General features: G+C 60.5%; 17 protein-coding genes and 3 pseudogenes. 10 read left to right on the top strand and 10 right to left on the bottom strand.

From position 1 onward, the window contains the following. From EYC95_RS22790 to EYC95_RS22775, 4 genes and pseudogenes are all read left to right on the top strand, one after another. Window positions 1-206, top strand: a pseudogene (locus EYC95_RS22790) (IS4 family transposase); the annotation flags it as partial. A 26-nt stretch (window positions 207-232) separates the two neighbouring features. Then, the gene (locus tag EYC95_RS22785; RefSeq protein ID WP_371928433.1) at window positions 233-1,567 is read left to right on the top strand and encodes an acetamidase/formamidase family protein; all 1,335 of its coding nucleotides are present in this window, start codon (window positions 233-235) and stop codon (window positions 1,565-1,567) included. A 144-nt stretch (window positions 1,568-1,711) separates the two neighbouring features. Next, entirely contained in the window at window positions 1,712-2,551 is an 840-nt protein-coding gene (locus EYC95_RS22780; RefSeq protein ID WP_131062326.1) for a DUF692 domain-containing protein, read from the top strand. Continuing rightward, window positions 2,544-3,302, top strand: coding sequence for a DUF2063 domain-containing protein (locus tag EYC95_RS22775; RefSeq protein WP_131062325.1), 759 nt, complete (start codon window positions 2,544-2,546; stop codon window positions 3,300-3,302). Before EYC95_RS22780 ends, EYC95_RS22775 begins: the two co-directional genes overlap by 8 nt. Window positions 3,303-3,446: 144 nt before the next feature. On the opposite strand, the gene EYC95_RS22765 is transcribed toward EYC95_RS22775, so the two are convergent. The 5 genes and pseudogenes from EYC95_RS22765 to EYC95_RS22745 form a co-directional block, all read right to left on the bottom strand. Further along, a complete protein-coding gene (locus tag EYC95_RS22765) occupies window positions 3,447-4,394 on the bottom strand; it encodes a phosphatidate cytidylyltransferase (protein ID WP_131062324.1) in 948 nt (315 codons plus the stop codon). Continuing rightward, window positions 4,391-4,990: a 1-acyl-sn-glycerol-3-phosphate acyltransferase gene (locus tag EYC95_RS22760; RefSeq protein WP_131062323.1), complete on the bottom strand. Its 600-nt coding sequence runs from the start codon at window positions 4,988-4,990 to the stop codon at window positions 4,391-4,393. Before EYC95_RS22760 ends, EYC95_RS22765 begins: the two co-directional genes overlap by 4 nt. Beyond that, window positions 4,977-5,609 carry a CDP-alcohol phosphatidyltransferase family protein gene (locus tag EYC95_RS22755; protein ID WP_131062322.1) on the bottom strand — a complete coding sequence of 211 codons (633 nt, stop codon included), beginning with the start codon at window positions 5,607-5,609 and terminating at the stop codon, window positions 4,977-4,979. Before EYC95_RS22755 ends, EYC95_RS22760 begins: the two co-directional genes overlap by 14 nt. 183 nt (window positions 5,610-5,792) lie before the next feature. Further along, a complete protein-coding gene (locus tag EYC95_RS22750; RefSeq protein WP_131062321.1) occupies window positions 5,793-7,088 on the bottom strand; it encodes an ATP-binding protein in 1,296 nt (431 codons plus the stop codon). Continuing rightward, window positions 7,085-7,823 (bottom strand): annotated as a pseudogene (locus tag EYC95_RS22745) (response regulator). Before EYC95_RS22745 ends, EYC95_RS22750 begins: the two are co-directional and overlap by 4 nt. A gap of 306 nt (window positions 7,824-8,129) precedes the next feature. Here EYC95_RS22745 and EYC95_RS22740 point away from each other — a divergent pair. The 3 genes from EYC95_RS22740 (at window position 8,130) to EYC95_RS22725 (ending at window position 10,037) form a co-directional block, all read left to right on the top strand. Beyond that, window positions 8,130-8,396 (top strand): DUF2790 domain-containing protein, encoded by a 267-nt coding sequence (locus EYC95_RS22740; RefSeq protein WP_131062320.1) that lies wholly within the window; start codon window positions 8,130-8,132, stop codon window positions 8,394-8,396. 48 nt (window positions 8,397-8,444) lie between these two features. Next, window positions 8,445-8,657, top strand: a complete 213-nt coding sequence (locus EYC95_RS22735; RefSeq protein ID WP_131062319.1) for a hypothetical protein — start codon at window positions 8,445-8,447, stop codon at window positions 8,655-8,657. A gap of 171 nt (window positions 8,658-8,828) precedes the next feature. Beyond that, on the top strand, window positions 8,829-10,037 hold the full coding sequence (locus tag EYC95_RS22725) for a cytochrome c biogenesis protein DipZ (protein WP_131062318.1): 1,209 nt from the start codon (window positions 8,829-8,831) through the stop codon (window positions 10,035-10,037). 74 nt (window positions 10,038-10,111) lie between these two features. On the opposite strand, the pseudogene EYC95_RS22720 reads toward EYC95_RS22725, so the two are convergent. Continuing rightward, window positions 10,112-10,609, bottom strand: a pseudogene (locus EYC95_RS22720) (cupin domain-containing protein); the annotation flags it as partial. Between the two features lie 180 nt (window positions 10,610-10,789). On the opposite strand from EYC95_RS22720, the gene EYC95_RS22715 reads away from it, so the two are divergent. Continuing rightward, window positions 10,790-11,059 carry a DUF4242 domain-containing protein gene (locus EYC95_RS22715; RefSeq protein ID WP_131062317.1) on the top strand — a complete coding sequence of 90 codons (270 nt, stop codon included), beginning with the start codon at window positions 10,790-10,792 and terminating at the stop codon, window positions 11,057-11,059. Window positions 11,060-11,095: 36 nt separating this feature from the next. Beyond that, window positions 11,096-11,908: a class I SAM-dependent methyltransferase gene (locus tag EYC95_RS22710; RefSeq protein WP_131062316.1), complete on the top strand. Its 813-nt coding sequence runs from the start codon at window positions 11,096-11,098 to the stop codon at window positions 11,906-11,908. A 391-nt stretch (window positions 11,909-12,299) separates the two neighbouring features. On the opposite strand, the gene EYC95_RS22705 is transcribed toward EYC95_RS22710, so the two are convergent. The 4 genes from EYC95_RS22705 to pcsA form a co-directional block, all read right to left on the bottom strand. Continuing rightward, window positions 12,300-13,226: a universal stress protein gene (locus EYC95_RS22705; RefSeq protein ID WP_131062315.1), complete on the bottom strand. Its 927-nt coding sequence runs from the start codon at window positions 13,224-13,226 to the stop codon at window positions 12,300-12,302. 50 nt (window positions 13,227-13,276) lie between these two features. Further along, a complete protein-coding gene (locus tag EYC95_RS22700) occupies window positions 13,277-13,774 on the bottom strand; it encodes a GNAT family N-acetyltransferase (RefSeq protein ID WP_131062314.1) in 498 nt (165 codons plus the stop codon). Window positions 13,775-13,923: 149 nt separating this feature from the next. Further along, entirely contained in the window at window positions 13,924-14,310 is a 387-nt protein-coding gene (locus tag EYC95_RS22695) for a DUF488 domain-containing protein (protein WP_131062313.1), read from the bottom strand. Window positions 14,311-14,316: 6 nt separating this feature from the next. Continuing rightward, complete coding sequence (gene pcsA / locus EYC95_RS22690; protein WP_131062312.1) at window positions 14,317-15,039, bottom strand: phosphatidylcholine synthase; 723 nt, start codon at window positions 15,037-15,039, stop codon at window positions 14,317-14,319. A 478-nt stretch (window positions 15,040-15,517) separates the two neighbouring features. Between pcsA and EYC95_RS22680 the strand changes: the two genes are divergently transcribed. Next, window positions 15,518-16,237, top strand: coding sequence for a tellurite resistance TerB family protein (locus EYC95_RS22680; RefSeq protein WP_131062310.1), 720 nt, complete (start codon window positions 15,518-15,520; stop codon window positions 16,235-16,237). The last annotated feature ends 69 nt before the right edge of the window (window positions 16,238-16,306 follow it).

The following is a 16,306-nucleotide window of genomic DNA, read 5'->3' as shown; positions in this document are numbered from 1 at the left end:
CGGATTATCTGTCACTTCAATCGACCACAGAAACGCTGGCACAGCGCTTGTTGACGCTGGCAAGGAATATCAAGCCCAAACAGGTTGCCAAAAGCATACGCGGCCCCAAAATCGCCAAGCCCAAGGAATGGCTGGAGGGAAAGGCTGCGCATGCTCATGTGTCGACCGATCGGGTGCTAAAGGCCCACAAAGGGAAAACACCTTGAAAGGGCTGACCGTTAAGGGGACACCAATGAACATGCTTGCGTCTGAAACCGACCTCAAGTCTTCACCCGTCAACCACCTGCGCGTCGATCACTACACCCAAGGCATCATCGGCCCAAGCCAGCCGATGCTCGGGCCGCTCGCCGATGGCGGGACGCTGATCACCGGCACACCGCCGGGCTGCTGGGGCCCGATGATCACACCGGCGTTCGAGGGCGGCCACGAAGTGACGCAACCGGTGGCCATTGCCGGTGCAGAAGTCGGCGATGCGGTGGCAATCAAGATCAAAAGCATGCGCGTCACCTCGCTGGCGACGTCGTCCGGGGTCATGAGCTTCGTGGAGGGGCGCTACAACGGCGACCCGTTCGTCGCCAAATTCTGCTCCAAGTGCGGCACCGATCACCCGGCCAGTCATGTCGAAGGTATTGGCGAGGAGTCGATTCGTTGTAACAACTGTGGCGCCGAGGTCAGCGCGTTTCGCTTCAGCCATGGCTACGTGATCGTGTTCGACGCGCAAAACCAGGTCAGCCTGACGGTCAATCAGGAGGTCGCCAACCAACTGGCCGGCAATGCCTCGGAAATGTCGGCGCTGCCCGAGTTCGCGGCCCAGCATTCGATCCTGTCCCTGGCCCGCGCCGACATCCCCGGCGTTGCCGCGCACATGCGGCCGTTCCTCGGCAACATCGGCACCACGCCGTCCCGTGACTTGCCCGACTCGCACAACTGCGCCGACTTCGGCCAATACCTGATCAACGCGCCACACCGTTTCGGCATGACCCGCGAAGAACTGCACGCGGCCAAGACCGACGGCCACATGGACACCAACTCGATTCGCGAAGGCTGCGTCTTGATCTGCCCGGTGAAAGTGCCGGGTGCCGGTGTGTACATGGGCGACATGCACGCACAACAAGGCAACGGCGAGATCGCCGGGCACGCCACCGATTGCTCCGGGGAAACCGAAGTGGTGGTGGAAGTGGTGAAAAACCTCACGCTGGAAGGGCCGATCCTCCTGCAAAACCTGGACGATCTGCCGCCGATGGCCCGGCCCATGAATGCCGAGCAGCGGCAGAAAGTCCGTGAACTGGGCGAGCGCTGGGGCCAGACCGAGATCGAGCAGAGCGGCCCGATCACCTTTATCGGCAGCGGCGAGAACCTCAACGTCGCCGTAGAGAACGGCTTGAAGCGCGCCGCTTCGGTCACCGGCCTGCCGTATGACGAAGTGCTCAACCGCGCGACCATCACCGGTTCGATCGACATCAGCCGCTTGCCGGGCACCGTTCGCGTGACCTTCCTTTGCCCGATGAACGTGCTCGATCGCATCGGCATCGGCCATCTGGTGCGCGAGAAATACGACCTGGCGTAATGCCTGCCGAAGGGTCTGTACCGAAGTGTGTACAGACCCTTCGGCGATACAACCGCTGCGATTTACCGCCGGACCCGAACACAGACCCGATACACCGCTTCGGTTAACTGTGATTCCGTACTGGCAACCCTTGAGACCGACACCATGCAGACCCCCATCACCTCAGCGAAAGCGACCGTCGGGCTTGGCCTGCGTCGCGGTTTAATGAAAGACCTTCTGACCGCCCGTACCGGCGATTTCGATTTCCTGGAAGTCGCGCCGGAAAACTGGATCGGCATCGGCGGCGCCCATGGCCATGCGTTACGCGCCCTGGCCGAGCGTTTTCCGTTGTCCTGTCACGGCTTGTCCCTGTCGTTGGGTGGACCGTCGCCGCTGGATGTCGGGTTTCTGCAGGAAGTCCGCGTGTTTCTCGATCAATACAACATGCCGCTGTACAGCGAGCACCTGAGTTATTGCAGCGATGACGGTCACCTTTACGACCTGTTGCCGCTGCCCTTTACCGAAGAAGCGGTACATCACGTGGCCGCGCGGATTCGCCAGGCCCAGGACATTCTGGGTCGGCGCCTGGCGGTGGAAAACGTGTCCTACTATGCCGCGCCCCAGCAGGACATGGACGAAGTGACCTTCACCAACGCGGTACTGCGTGAAGCCGATTGCGACCTGTTGCTGGACGTCAACAATGTCTACGTCAACTCGATCAACCACGGGTTCGATCCGCAGACCTTTCTGGCGGGCATCGATTCGGGGCGGGTGGTGGCGATGCACGTGGCCGGGCACTTCGATGAGTCCGATACGTTGAAAATCGACACCCATGGCGCGTCGGTGAAACCGGTTGTCTGGTCGATGCTGGCGCAAGCGTACGCACGTTTCGGCGCGCAGCCGACGTTGCTGGAGCGGGATTTCAACTTCCCGGCGTTTTCTGAACTGGTGGCTGAATTGCAGACCATTCGCCGTTTGCAGGCCGAGGGGGTGAACCGTGGATAAGCCGAGTCTGTTTCAACAGCAAGCGGCAATGGGCCTTTACCTGCGCGATCCCGAGCACTGCGCGCCACCAAGCGAAATGAACACCGCGCGAGCCCAGGTTTACCGCGACCTGATTTTCGCCAACCTGTCGGCGCTGCTCAGCGGGACCTTTCCGGTGCTGATCAAGATTCTCGGTGATGAGCACTGGCGTTCGCTGGTACGGATTTTCCTGCGGGACTACCGCGCGCGCACACCGAAATTCGGTGAAATCGCCCAGGAGTTTGTCGAGTTCCTGGCCTCCGGTCCGCAAGCGTTGAGCGAGCGTGTGTGGCCGCCGTTCTTGGTGGAGCTGGCGCATTACGAGTGGGTCGAGATGGCATTGCAGCAGTCCGAGGCTGAGCCGTTACCGGCCAGCGATGCCGGGTTGTTGCTGGATCGACCGTTGCAGGTTTCGCCGCTGGCGTGGCCATTGGCGTATGCGTGGCCGGTGCAGTTGGTGGGGCCGGATCATCAGCCGGACGTTGCACCGCCTCAACCCACGTTATTGCTGGTGCGTCGGGCGGAGGACTGGAGCGTGAAGTTTTCCGAGTTGAGCCCGTTGGCGTGGCGGTTGTTGCAGCGCATTGAGGAGTTTCCCGAGCTGGACGGGCAGGCGCAGTTGGATGCGTTGGCGGTCGAGGCGGGGGCCGCTGGATCGCCAGAGTTTATGGCAAGTGGCACGGCGTTGTTGCGGCAGATGCACAGTGAAGGAGTGCTCGGCGTAACCGCCTGACCCACCACAATCTCCCAACCACCACTTGACCCTGTGGGAGCGGGCTTGCTCGCGAAGGCGGAGTGTCAGTCGTCAATGATGTTGCCTGACACGACGCCTTCGCGAGCAAGCCCGCTCCCACAGGGTTTAGTGGTGACTGGATACTTATTGGGCGGAGAAGAAATACCGCGTCAGGTGAAAGAAGATCGGCGCCGCAAAGCAAATCGAGTCCATCCGATCAAGCATGCCGCCATGACCTTTAATCATGGTCCCCCAATCCTTCGCGCTCAGGCTGCGCTTAATGGCGGACATCACCAGCCCACCCAGAAAACCCATCACCACGATCACCAGAGACATCAGCAGCGACTGCCAAAAACTGAACGGCGTCATCCAGAACATGCACCCGCCAATCAGCGTGGCCGACAGACCGCCACCCACCAATCCTTCCACCGTTTTCGACGGACTCACCAGCGGCGCAACCTTGTGCTTGCCGAACAGTTTGCCGAACACGTACTGCAACACATCGCTCAACTGAACGACGAAGACCAGATAAAACAGCAGCAGCGCGTTCTGACCCTTGATGCCTTCCAGGTCCAGCAGCAACAGAGCAGGCGCGTGGCTGATGCAATAAACGCAGATCATCACCCCCCACTGGATCTTGGCCGCCCGTTCCAGGAAGGCGTCCGTGTCCTGGCTCAGCACCGCAATCGCCGGCAACAGCAGGAAGGCGTACACCGGAATCAACAGCGTGAACAGCGAATACCAATGCGTGCCAATCAACACGTATTGCAGCGGGATCAGAATGAAAAACGCCGAGAACAGCGCGTTATGGTCGCCAGGCCGGGTCGGCGTCAGGGTGATGAACTCACGCAGCGCGAACAGGGAAATGAAGCCGAACAGAATGACCGTCGCGTTCCCGCCCAGCAGGTAGGACACGAAGAAGATGATCACCATGCCCCACCAGGCATTTACGCGCTGATTGAGGTTTTCGATGGTCGAGATCGAGCCTTCTGTCGTTGCCCGCTTGGCCAGTATCCGGCCAATGATCGAAGCGATGGCCAACAGGCCGGCAATGGCGCCGAAGAACCACAAAAACTTTTCATCAAGATTCATTCCGACAACCTCACAATCGCATCACGCGCCCGATCCAGAAACACCTGTTTTTCCTCGCCGATGATCCGTTGCAGCGGGTCGCCGATACGGATCGTGCAGATGATGGGCAGCGGAACGTGTTTGCCTTTTGGCATGGAGCGATGCAGGTTTTCCAGGTAGATAGGCACCAGATCCACCTCGGGGAATGTCTCGGCCAAGCGGTACAGGCCCGATTTGAAAGGGCCGGGCAACGCCTCGGTGCCGCGCGTGCCTTCCGGAAAGATGATGATCGAATGGCCGGCGCGCACCACATCGAAAATCGGCTCCAGCACGTTGACGCCGGGCGCCGGGGTACGGTCGATCAGCACGGCATTCAGGCCTTTCTGCGAGATGTACGACAGAAATTTGTTCTTTCCCCAGTAGTCAGCGGCCGCGACCGGTTTCACGTTCACCCGGGCTTCCGGTGGCAGGGCGGCGATGATTGCCAGGGTGTCCATATGGCTGGAGTGATTGGCGAAATAGATGCGCTGGCGTGTCAGGTCCGGCGGGCTTTCCCATCGGGCCGTGACGCCGATGAGGAATCGAAGAACAGAAATCAGCGCGTTACTGATCCACATGGTGATTCCCCTTCAGCTGACGCGAGATGGCCAGGGTTCGCGTGACGCAGGTCGCGGCGGATCCTGCCGCGATGATGACCAGCGCGATCAACAGCACGTAGTGAGTGCCATAAACGGTCGCTTCAAGCGCATTCAACACAAGGCCTGCGGTCATCACGGCCATTCGATGTTGCTTGGCCATGGGGCCCATGAAGCTCTGCTTCAGACCAATCGAGCCGCCGAACACCCTGACATACGCCGTGAGTGCCGCGGCCAACGCAGCGAACCAGCCGAGATCGGCGTAGCCGATGGCGTACCCCAGCGCGACGATCAGCAGGCTGTCGGCAATACGGTCGGGGAATTCGTTGTAAAGGCTGCCGATGTCGGATTTCTTGCCGCCCTCGATCGCCACCATTCCGTCGAAGAGATTGCACAGCAGGCGCAATTGAATGCCGAACGCGCAGAGGAGCGAGCCGACAAGACCGTTATCGATCATCAGCGCCACCGCCCCGGCGAGCGCGAAAGCGATGCTGGCGACGGAGATCTGATTGGGGGAAATGTCTCTTTTCACCAGGAGGTCGGTGATGTGTTTCGCCCAGCCCGCAGAGCGCGTCTTGATGGGCCGTCGGTTGTCATCCATTTGCCAATATCCATATATGTGTCGGTGGCTATCGGGTGCGCGCGACTGTGTCCGACAATATATAGGCTTTCCATTGCCTTCGGGTCGTTTGTAGGAGCGAGGCTTGCCCGCGAAGGCCGTTACGCGGTTTTAATTGAGAATCGCGTCATCGTTCTTCGCGGGCAAGCCTCGCTCCTACACGGGTCAAATCGGTAACTTCAGCTCCGCGCAGAGCCCGCCGCCCTCACGATTGCTCAACGTCAACGATCCCCCGAGCGCCAACGCCAATTGCTGCGCAATCGCCAGCCCCAGGCCGGTGCCGCCGGTGCTGCGGTTGCGCGAATTCTCTACCCGATAAAACGGTTCCATCACGTGGGCCAGTTCGTCTTCGGCAATGCCCGGTCCGCGATCCATGACCTTCACCGACAGGCTGCCGTTTTTCGCTTCCACCTTCAATTCCGCGGCCCCGGCGAATTTCAGTGCGTTATCCGTCAGGTTCACCAGTACCCGCCGCAACGCATGCGGGCGGGTGTCGATCACCGCGCCACATTTGCCACTGAGCTGCACCTCCTTGCCCACGTCCTGATAGTCAAACACCAGGCTGTCGAGGAACGAATCCAGGTCGGTGCGGCGACTTTCTTCGGTGGCGCCGTGAACGCTGCGGGCATAGGCCACGCCTTCGCGCACCAGATGCTCCATCTCGCCGAGGTCGTTCCACAGTTTGTCTTTCTCGCTGGAGTCGTCCATGAATTCGGCGCGCAGTTTCATGCGGGTGATCGGGGTTTGCAGGTCGTGGGAAATCGCTGCCAGCAGTTGCATGCGCTCCTTCAGGTATGCGGCGATGCGCGCCTGCATCGAATTGAAGGCGATGGCGGCATGAGCGACTTCGGTCGGGCCTTTTTCGTCCAGGTGCACCGCGTGGGCGTTGGGATCAAGGTTGTCCACCGCCTCGGCGAGGCGGGTGAGGGGGCTGATAGCGATTCTGACGGCCAGCCAGGTGCAAGCGATCATCAGCGCCAACTGGCCCAGCAAGACGATGGGTAACCACGGCGACAACGGTATCATCGCTGGCCTCACGTCGATGGTCACCGGGCTGCCGTCCGCGAGTTTCAGGTGGACCTGAAAGTGTTTCTGCGCGCCGGGAATGTCCGTCACGGTCATCGGGTAATCCTTGCCGATGGCGTCTTTGATCGATGTCATCGCGATGGGCGTATCGCTCATGGCCACGCCCGGTGAGCCTTCGTCCAGCAAATAACGGTAGTTGCGGCGGTTCAGTTGTTGCAGCCAGCTCATGCGTTCTTCGGCTGGCAAGCGGTCGAGGATCGCAATGGACGTCGAGACGTCGGTTTCCAGATTGCCGAGCATGGTGTTTTTCGCGCTTTCATAACGCTCGTAATACTGCGCGCCGAAGGACAACGCCTGGGCCAGGATCAGGCAGATCAGGAAGATCAGCGACAACCGTGAGGCGAGGGTGCGTGGCCAACGAAGCGACAGGTTCATGACGGCGCACCGAGCACTTCCACTGGCAGGGAAAACACATAGCCCTCACTGCGCACGGTTTTGATGTAGGCGGGTTCGCGGGCATCGTCCAGCAAGCGCTGGCGCAAGCGGCTCACCAGCAAGTCGATGGAGCGGTCAAACAGATCGGCGTCGCGGCCCTGGGTCAGATTGAGCAGCTGGTCACGATTGAGCACCCGCTGCGGGTGATCGAGGAACACCCGCAGCAAGCGATATTCCGCGCCGCTGAGCGCGACCATGGTGCCGTCTTCATCCAGCAGGTGACGGGCTGAGGTGTCCAGGCGCCAGCGCCCGAACGCCAAGGCGACCGCTTTCGGTGACCACCAGGTTCGGCGGCAGCATCCGCGTGCGGCGCAGTACGGCGTTGATTCGGGCGAGCAGTTCACGGGCGACGAACGGCTTGACCAGGTAATCGTCGGCGCCCATTTCCAGGCCGATGATGCGGTCGGTTTCGTCGTTGCGGGCGGTGAGCATCAGCACCGGCGTGGCCTTGTGTTTGCCGGCGCGCAACTCGCGGCAGAGCATCAGCCCGTCGTCGCCCGGCATCATGATGTCGAGTACGATCAGGTCCACCGGCGTGGACTCAAGGAAGGTGCGCATCTGACGCCCGTCGGCGACGACCGTGGTGCGCAGGCCGTTCTTCTTGAGGTAGTTGCCTACCAGTTCCCGGATCTCGCGGTCATCGTCCACGATGAGAATGTGATCGACGTGTTCCATGGGGCCAAGCCTCTATCAATGGGGGATGTTGCGCAGTCTATCGAGCCTTGGCCCGCTCACCCGCTCCCCTTTGTATTGCAGTGTATCTGGCGTAGCGGCGGATACACGTAAACGTAAAAATGCGGTTTTCCAGGGGTTTTGTATCGCTCTGTATCAGGGGCCGACGTTGATACGTACCGATTTACACGCGGCTGTTTTCGACACAGACGAGATACCTCGCGAGCTTCTAATAGGTTTCATCGAGGCAAACCAGAACGCCTCGGCTCAGTTGAACGACCTACCCATTGAAGCCTTGAGGAATCCACCATGAACACCAAAGCCGTCTACGCCGCTTGCCTGTTTGCCGCCCTGAACATCTGCACCTTGTCGGCCCGCGCCGAAGCTACCGATGTCAGCGCCAAAACCTTCACCTACGGCACCCACCTGGACATCAAGAAAGTGGTGTCGTTGAAAGAGGACGCCGCGCCTTCCTGCGGGATTGTGAATACCCAGCTGACCTACCTGGATTCCCAGCACAACACCCAGGTGCTGGATTACCGCAAATTTGCTGACGGCTGCAACGCGGACAACTGAGTCCTTCGCTGACCGATTGCCAACCCCCTTTGAAACAGGAAGAACACCATGAACAACGTCACCCGCTTCTTGACCGCTGTTGCTTTCTCCGTAGCCGGCGCGGCTGCCCATGCCAATGCCGCTGTTGAACAGAAAAGCTGTGGCAGCGCAACCTGCTTCCAGCTGACGCCCGTGGCGGAGCAGGGCGGTCATGCCTTCCTGGCACAGGACGGTGCAAGCCGTACGCCGCAGGGCCAGCAGCTGGAAAACCAGACGGCCTGAAACCCGGACACTGTTTCGTGAACACCACCGATCCACTGTGGGAGCGGGCTTGCTCGCGAAAGCGGAGTGTCAGTCGACATTAATTTTGAATGTACTGGCCTCTTCGCGAGCAAGCCCGCTCCCACAGGGATCGGTGGTGTGTCGCCCCTCTCTATTTTCAAGGTGATTACCATGTTTCTCATCGCTTTCCTGGGCGGCATATTGACCGTCCTCAGCCCTTGCATCCTCCCGGTCGTGCCGTTCCTGTTCGCCGGGGTCAAACGCACGCGTTCATCCATCCTGCTCACCCTTGGGGGCATGGTCCTGACCTTCGCCCTGATCTCCAGCCTGGCGGTGGTCAGCAGCGAATGGGTGGTGCAAGCCAACAACACCGGTCGCCATGTCGCCCTCATCGTGATGGCGCTGTTCGCCCTGTCGCTGATTTCCGCCCGGGTCGGAGACTGGATGGCCCGGCCGTTCGTGGCGCTGGGCAATCGCCTCGACCCCGACACTCGCAAAATGTCCGGCCCGCTGGGTTCGGTCATGATCGGCGTGGCCACGGGTCTGCTCTGGGCGCCGTGTGCCGGGCCGATTCTCGGGGTGATTCTCACCGGTGCCATGCTGCAAGGCGCCAACGCCCAGACCAGCCTGTTGCTGCTGGCGTACGGCTTGGGCAGCGCGTTGTCCCTGGGCACCTTGATCTTCACCGGTCGCGGCCTGGTCAATCGCTTGAAAGCGTCGATCCCGGTCACCGGTTGGCTGCGTCGTGGTGCCGGTGTTGCCGTGCTGGCTACCGTGGCGGTGATTTCCACCGGTGCCGACAGGACATTGCTCGCCGGCACTTCGTCCGAAGGCGTCAGCACCCTTGAGAAAGGTGTGTTGGAAAGCGTACCGAAAGTCGTCGACTACTTCGTCAGCAAGGTCAAGGCCGACTCCATGGACAACGCCCAAGGCGCCATGCCGTCGCTGTCCGGTGCCGTGCAATGGCTGAACTCGCCAGCGCTGAGCAATGACTCGCTCAAAGGCAAAGTGGTGCTGGTGGACTTCTGGACCTACGACTGCATCAACTGCCAGCACACCTTGCCGTACGTGAAGGACTGGGCGAAGAAATACGAGAAGGATGGCCTGGTGGTCGTCGGCGTCCACACCCCTGAATACGGTTACGAGCGCATCATCGACAACGTCAAGGATCAGGTCAAAGAGCTCGGCATTACCTACCCGGTGGCCATCGACAACAACTACGCGATCTGGCGCGCCTTCGACAACCAGTACTGGCCCGCTCACTACCTGATCGACGCCAAGGGCCAGGTGCGTTACACCCACTTCGGTGAAGGCGCCTACGAACCCCAGGAGAAAATGATTCAGCAACTGCTGGAAGAGGCCAAGGCACCTGCGGCGTAACCCGCGAAATCAATGGCTCACTGGCTGCGCGCCGTGGGCCATTGGTTTTTTCTCCTGATTGCGCCGCCACGCTGCCGAACCGAAGATTCCAGCCAGATACCGGCATTTGAGCCGCGCACATTGACCCGGACCACGGCCGGCAACCCCGTCAGCAACATGCCCGTCAATCGTGTGTCGCACGCCAGATAACCGCACACCAGACGCGTCACCGCACCGCCACCGCCCCCGCCGTAGCTCAGTTGCCGGGGACGGCGTGCCAGCACCACGTCCAGGCGCTTGCCGGTGACCGGTGTTAATCCGGGTTGAGAGCTCATGCGATGGGCGTCGCCCTGAGGGAACACCACCACATCGCCGGCCGTCAGCCGCAGCGGCGGATCGTTACCTATCTCGACATAGCACTCGCCTTCGGTGATCAAGTGAAAGATCACCACCCGCTCTGCGCCGGGCTCCAGAAACGGTGCCGCGGTGTCGGAGTTGGGCGACTGGTAGTACCAGGGCGCAGTGAACCTGGCATTGATGAAAATCGCACCGACCAGGCGGACGACGCGCAGGGTTTGGGACAGGGCGTCCATGGTGGTTTCCCGTGCGGAGGGCTTTCTGATTGTGAGCGCGTCTGCGCCAAACGTGAGTTCTCCGGACGATCGGGCAGTGTTGGCCGACGATCGGGCAGGACGCCGGCGTGCGGCAGGGCGATAGTTTGCCTACAGGGCCACTGCCGACCCTGTCATCAATAACAAGAATGAGAGGTTGCCATGCCGAAAATCGTTATCGAACGCGAGATTCCAGGTGCTGGAACACTGTCAGAAAGGGATTTGAAAGCCGCTTCGCAAAAGTCCTGCCGGGCTTTGCGCGAGTTGCCGCAGGTGCAGTGGCTTCAGAGTTATGTCACGGGCGAGAAGTTGTACTGCGTGTACATCTCGCCCAGCGAAGCGCTGATTCAGGAGCACGCCCGGCAGAGCGGTTTCCCGGCCAACCGCATTTCTCAAGTCATGAACATCATCGATCCGACCACGGCGGAATAAGCCGGGGCAGCGTTCCAACCTTACGGAGCTGACTTAATGAGTACACCCATTGATCTCACTGCCTTGAAAAACCGCCAGATGGCCTCCTGGGCCAGCGGCGACTATGCCGTGATCGGCACCACCCTGCAGATTGTCGGCGAGCAACTGGCCGAAGCCTGTGACTTGCTCTGCGACGAGCGTGTGCTGGACGTGGCCGCCGGCAACGGCAATGCGACGCTGGCCGCCGCACGCCGAGGCTGCAGCGTCACTTCCACCGATTACGTCCCCGCGCTGCTGGAACGCGGCGAAGACCGGGCCCGGGCAGAACGCCTGGACGTGACCTTCCAGGTCGCCGATGCCGAGGCACTGCCGTTCGAAGACGCGAGCTTCGATGCCGTGCTCTCGACCTTCGGTGTGATGTTTACGCCGGACCAGCCCAAAGCCGCCGCGGAACTGGCGCGCGTCTGTCGCCCCGGTGGCCGCATCGGCCTGGCCAACTGGACGCCTGAAGGCTTTGTCGGCCAGATGTTCAAGACCCTGGGCCGGCACATGCCGCCACCGGCCGGCGCGCAACCGCCCTCAAATTGGGGAAACGAAGCCTGGTTGCACTCGCAGTTCGATGAACGCAGCTTCCTGGTGCAGGTGACGCGGCGGACCTTCAACTTCCGCTACCGCTCGGCGGCGCACTTCATCGACATTTTTCGCACCTGGTACGGCCCGGTCCACAAGGCCTTCGCGGCGCTGCCTCCCGAAAGTGGCCAGGCCTTGGAAAGCGATTTGACCGGACTGATCAACAAGATGAACAGGGCGGGAGAGAAATCGTTGGTGGTGCCGAGTGAATACCTCGAAGTGGTGATCACCCGACGTTGACCAGACATCACAAAACCCCTTGTAGGAGCGTAATGCTGTTCACTTAAGACAATCATCAGTCGAGCGAGAACCTGTGGCGAGGGGATTCAGCGAAACGTCGCACCGCCCCGTTGGGCTGCGAAGCGGCCCCCTGCGCCCGTTCAGACAGACCGAGTTGTGTGGATTTACGACTGCTTCGCAGCCGAACGGGGCGGTGCGACGTTTCGATGAATCCCCTCGCTACAAATGAGTGCCCGCGCTTAAGTGAACAGCATTACTTGTAGGAGCGAGGCTTGCCCGCGAAGACGGAGTGTCAGGCAACATATTTGTCGACTGACACTGCGCCTTCGCGGGCAAGTCGGATCGCCGCACCGCTCGCTCCTACAAGGGGAATGTGGTGTTTTCAGCAGGCTCACTCATCCAACCGCTCGGTGTACACCACCCACACGCTGCACGGCATTTTGTACAGCAGATGCTCGACCGTGCTGCCGATCAACCGGCCCAAGCCGCGATGGCCGACCCGGCCCATGACAATCACGTCGACGTCATAGGCATCGGCATAACGGGTCAGCACCTTGGCCGGATTGCCCATGATCATGTGCCGTTGCTCGGGCGCGATGCCGTTGCGCTCGGCCAATTCGTTGAAGGCGTCTTCCTGGTAGTCGAACAGGGTTTTTGCTTTGCCCGAGGAGAAAAACGCCGAACCATTGTCGAAGCCGAACTCGTCCGCGCTGATGGATGAAAGGTCATAGGCATAGACCACATCCAGCTCGGCGTTGCAGGCACTGGCCAGTTTCGCCGCTTCGTGAAGGATCCGGTCGTTGAAGGTTTTGTAGTGATCATCGCGATGGAAGGGGTCGACCGCCGCGACGATCCGGCGTGGCAGGGCGTGAACGGCATGGCTGACGAAATGCAGCGGCACCGGGCATTCGCGCAGCAAATGCACGTCGAGCGGGGTAAACATCAGCCGCGACAGCAGCGATTCGTGCTCCAGTGCCTTGATCAGCACGTCCATCGGCTGCTCTTTGAGGTGAATCAGGATTTCTTCCAGCGGGCGTTCGACCCACGCCACCTCGGTAGTGACGTGCACGCCGATCTTGCGCAAGGGCCGGGCTTGTTCTTCGAGCCACTGACGGTGCCGATCGACGTAGCCCAGGCGCATTTGCTCCAGGGCCTTTTCGTTGACCAGGCTGGCGGTCGCCAGGCCTTCCAGATAATCGAAAGCCACGATGTGCAACGCCGCGTCTTCGGCCTTGGCCAGCGCCGCAGCCCTGTCGAAGGCGGGGCTGTGCTCCATCAGTGGCGAGGCGACCAGCATGAAGCGTGATTGACCAGACATGGCGAACCTCCCGTGGGTGAACGAAGAGACAGCGGTCATTCAATAGCCGTTCAATCCCTTAAGTATTGACCATGATCAACATCTCGTCCGGCGGCCCGGGGCAGGCGCAGTTCCATGATGATGGTGCGCTCGGCACCGTGGAATTCATCGCGGATCTTTCGAAAGCCCAGTTTGGAGTAGAAGGCTTCTGCGGTGATGGAGGAGGGGACGCGCAATACCTCGATGTTCGCATCGGTGGCGAGGGTTTCGATCGTTGCCATCAATTGCCGGCCGAGTCCGTTCCCTTGATGGGCGGGGTCGACAAATACGCTGCGCACGACATCGTGATCAAGGCTGGCGGTGGCGATTACGCGGTGATCGATGGTTGCGACAAAGACCTGGCGCTGGGTCAGCAAAGTGCAGATGGACTCGGTAGAAAAGCTTTTCTCCACCTGCGCGATGACTTCGGGTGGGTAGTCCAGGGCATTGGACTGGCGAAGCGAGTGGATGATGACCTGGCTGATGGTGGCCGCATCCGCAGGGGTGGCAGGCCGTATCTGGGGTTTCATATTGCTACTTCAATCCCTTGAACACACAAATCCCCTGTGGGAGCGGGCTTGCTCGCGAAGGCGGCGTGTCAGTCGACGATGATGTTGCCTGACACTCCGTTTTCGCGAGCAAGCCCGCTCCCACAAGGGATTCGCGGTGGTCATTTTCATTAAGCAACCTTGGCGCCGCGTGCTTTCAGCAGTTCCCGCAATACGGAACGATGGCAATGCGCCTCAACTTCGCAATAACACCCAACCGCCAGCGAGGTTTGATGGGAGAGGGCGGCCAACAGATCCAGCAACTGATTGGGCGCGGGATGGTTCATTTCAGCCTTGAACCTGCGCCTGAACGCCTCCCAGGCCTTTTCATCCTCGGCCGCTTTGGCCTCGGCCACCAGTTCCGCACTCGGCGAAAGCAGCGGTTGCCACACATCATAAAAGTCCCGACTGGCAAACTCGGCCTTCGGTACACCGCGAGGTGGGCGGCGTACCGTGCCGATCCGCAGCCCTTCATCGGGTGAGCGGGGTGAGCCGAGTCGTACGATATGGATGGCCATGCCAGGTTACTTTTGACGCGATCCGTCAAACCACTCCATCGCGGTGCGCCAGATGCAGATCCCCAGGAAGTAAGCGGACATCAGCAGCCAAAGCCCCATCACCATCGGGTTGATGACCGGATGGTTGACCACCAGCGACAAGCTGCACAGCAACCAGATGGCCGTTACGGCGATGTTGATCGGCATGAACTTGCGTACGCGGAACGGGTGCAGGAACTTCATGCGAGTCACGGTCAGCAACGCCAGGCCAATGACGGTCAAGAAGGTAATCCACGGCGACGGGGCGATGATGTACAGGCACAGGGCAACCACGTTCCACGCGGCGGGGAAGCCCTGGAAGTAGTTGTCCTTGCTTTTCATGTTGACGTTGCAGAAGCAAAACAGCGACGAGACCAGAATGAGCGACACGGTCAGCAGCAGCGTGTAGTCCGGCAACGGGATGTAGCGATAGATGAACAGCGCGGGGATGAACACATACGTCAGGTAGTCGATCACCAGATCGAGGATCGATCCATCGAAGCTGGGCAGCACCGACTGCACATTGACCTTGCGCGCCAGGGCACCGTCAAGCCCATCGACGATCAGGGCCACGCCCAGCCACAGCAGGCAGTTGGTGGCCTGGTTTTCGAGCAAGGCGAGGGTGGCGAGGAAGGCAGTGACCACGCCGGTGGCGGTAAAACCATGGGCGCCCCATGCTTTGAGCCTGGCGATGTGTAGGGTGGATATCACGGGGCGTTCTCCAAAAAGTGAAGCAAGCCAGTCATCACCCTCATCATCGAGGGCGGCGGCAAACCGGTTCGGTTGCAGGTATCGACCGGAAATCCGGGAATAAGGTTCACCGTCTGTGAATCTTAGCTGGGCCGGCAAGAAATACTCTGGATTAATCTGTGGTGCTGATCACTTAAATACGGTGCTTCAGGCGAGCAAGAACCTGTGGTGAGGGGATTTAGCGAAACGTCGCACCGCCCCGTTGGGTCGCGAAGCGGCCCTCAACGTCCGTTCAGACATACTGAATTGTCTGGATTTACGACTGCTTCGCAGCCCAACGGGGATAAATCCCCTCGCCACAGGGTTCTTGCTCGACTGAGATTGTCTCGTTTGCTTCGCCAGTCCGGTCGATTTCATGTCAGCCAAACGGTGGTGGCGCATTTGCCGGCGAGGACTATTGTTGCCTGACCGGGTCACTCCAATCGATGAGGACATCGTCATGAACACCAGCGATTTGCTCGAACAACTTCTGCGGGGCTCCGGGGCGCAACAGGGTGACGCATCCGCTCAGGGAGGCATCGGCGGCGGTCTCGGCAGATTGCTGGGCGGCCTGTTGGGCGGTGGCGCCGGCTCAAGCGAGGGCGAGGGCGGTGGCGGATTGGGTGGCTTGCTCGGTGGTCTGCTGGGCGGCGGCTCACCCATGGGCGGCGCGACCCGGACCCGCTCGGGTGGCGGCACCCACTATGCGGCCCTGGCTTCGCTCGGAATGATGGCCTTTCAGGCGTATCAGGCGTGGCAACGCAATCAGGCTGGTGCGCCGCAACAGGCACCGCGCACCGTGGATCTTCTATCCGGCCCGGAAGTCGAGGACCACAGCCATGCAGTCCTGCGCGCATTAATAGCTGCAGCGAAGGCCGATGGCCGGATCGACGACTCCGAGAAACAGATGATCAGTACCGAAATCGGCCGCCACACCGATGACCCGGAACTGCAGCAATGGCTGGACGACGAAGTTGCCCGGCCACTGGATGCTGCTGATGTGGCGCAGTCGGCGACGGATCCGGCGATTGCGGCGGAAATGTACCTGGCCAGCGTGATGCTGGTGGATGATCAGCAGGAGGCCGAGCGCAGCTATCTGGATGAACTGGCTGCCGCGCTGAAAATCGATCCGGAGTTGCAAGTGCATCTGGAACAGCAGGCCAAGAGTGGCGCGGCTTAAGGTGTGCCTGCAAAAATCAGGTTGCTTTTCCGGCCGCCTTCGCTAGCAGGCTAGCTCCCACAGTGAGAT

Source organism: Pseudomonas sp. BGI-2, from assembly GCF_004310295.1.
Classification (GTDB): Bacteria; Pseudomonadota; Gammaproteobacteria; order Pseudomonadales; family Pseudomonadaceae; genus Aquipseudomonas.
Note: the sequence above shows the minus strand (reverse complement) of the source record. Positions and strands in the feature narration are given on the sequence as shown.

Excerpts from the sequence above, each read along its gene's own strand:
- EYC95_RS22735 (WP_131062319.1), top strand. The coding sequence starts at position 8,445 with ATGAACAACGTCACCCGCTTCTTGACCGCTGTTGCTTTCTCCGTAGCC.
- EYC95_RS22715 (WP_131062317.1), top strand. The coding sequence starts at position 10,790 with ATGCCGAAAATCGTTATCGAACGCGAGATTCCAGGTGCTGGAACACTG.
- EYC95_RS22695 (WP_131062313.1), bottom strand. The coding sequence starts at position 14,310 with ATGGCCATCCATATCGTACGACTCGGCTCACCCCGCTCACCCGATGAA.
- EYC95_RS22740 (WP_131062320.1), top strand. The coding sequence starts at position 8,130 with ATGAACACCAAAGCCGTCTACGCCGCTTGCCTGTTTGCCGCCCTGAAC.
- EYC95_RS22755 (WP_131062322.1), bottom strand. The coding sequence starts at position 5,609 with ATGGATGACAACCGACGGCCCATCAAGACGCGCTCTGCGGGCTGGGCG.
- EYC95_RS22785 (WP_371928433.1), top strand. The coding sequence starts at position 233 with ATGAACATGCTTGCGTCTGAAACCGACCTCAAGTCTTCACCCGTCAAC.
- EYC95_RS22700 (WP_131062314.1), bottom strand. The coding sequence starts at position 13,774 with ATGAAACCCCAGATACGGCCTGCCACCCCTGCGGATGCGGCCACCATC.
- EYC95_RS22780 (WP_131062326.1), top strand. The coding sequence starts at position 1,712 with ATGCAGACCCCCATCACCTCAGCGAAAGCGACCGTCGGGCTTGGCCTG.
- EYC95_RS22750 (WP_131062321.1), bottom strand. The coding sequence starts at position 7,088 with ATGAACCTGTCGCTTCGTTGGCCACGCACCCTCGCCTCACGGTTGTCG.
- EYC95_RS22710 (WP_131062316.1), top strand. The coding sequence starts at position 11,096 with ATGAGTACACCCATTGATCTCACTGCCTTGAAAAACCGCCAGATGGCC.
- EYC95_RS22765 (WP_131062324.1), bottom strand. The coding sequence starts at position 4,394 with ATGAATCTTGATGAAAAGTTTTTGTGGTTCTTCGGCGCCATTGCCGGC.
- EYC95_RS22760 (WP_131062323.1), bottom strand. The coding sequence starts at position 4,990 with ATGTGGATCAGTAACGCGCTGATTTCTGTTCTTCGATTCCTCATCGGC.
- EYC95_RS22705 (WP_131062315.1), bottom strand. The coding sequence starts at position 13,226 with ATGTCTGGTCAATCACGCTTCATGCTGGTCGCCTCGCCACTGATGGAG.
- EYC95_RS22680 (WP_131062310.1), top strand. The coding sequence starts at position 15,518 with ATGAACACCAGCGATTTGCTCGAACAACTTCTGCGGGGCTCCGGGGCG.
- EYC95_RS22725 (WP_131062318.1), top strand. The coding sequence starts at position 8,829 with ATGTTTCTCATCGCTTTCCTGGGCGGCATATTGACCGTCCTCAGCCCT.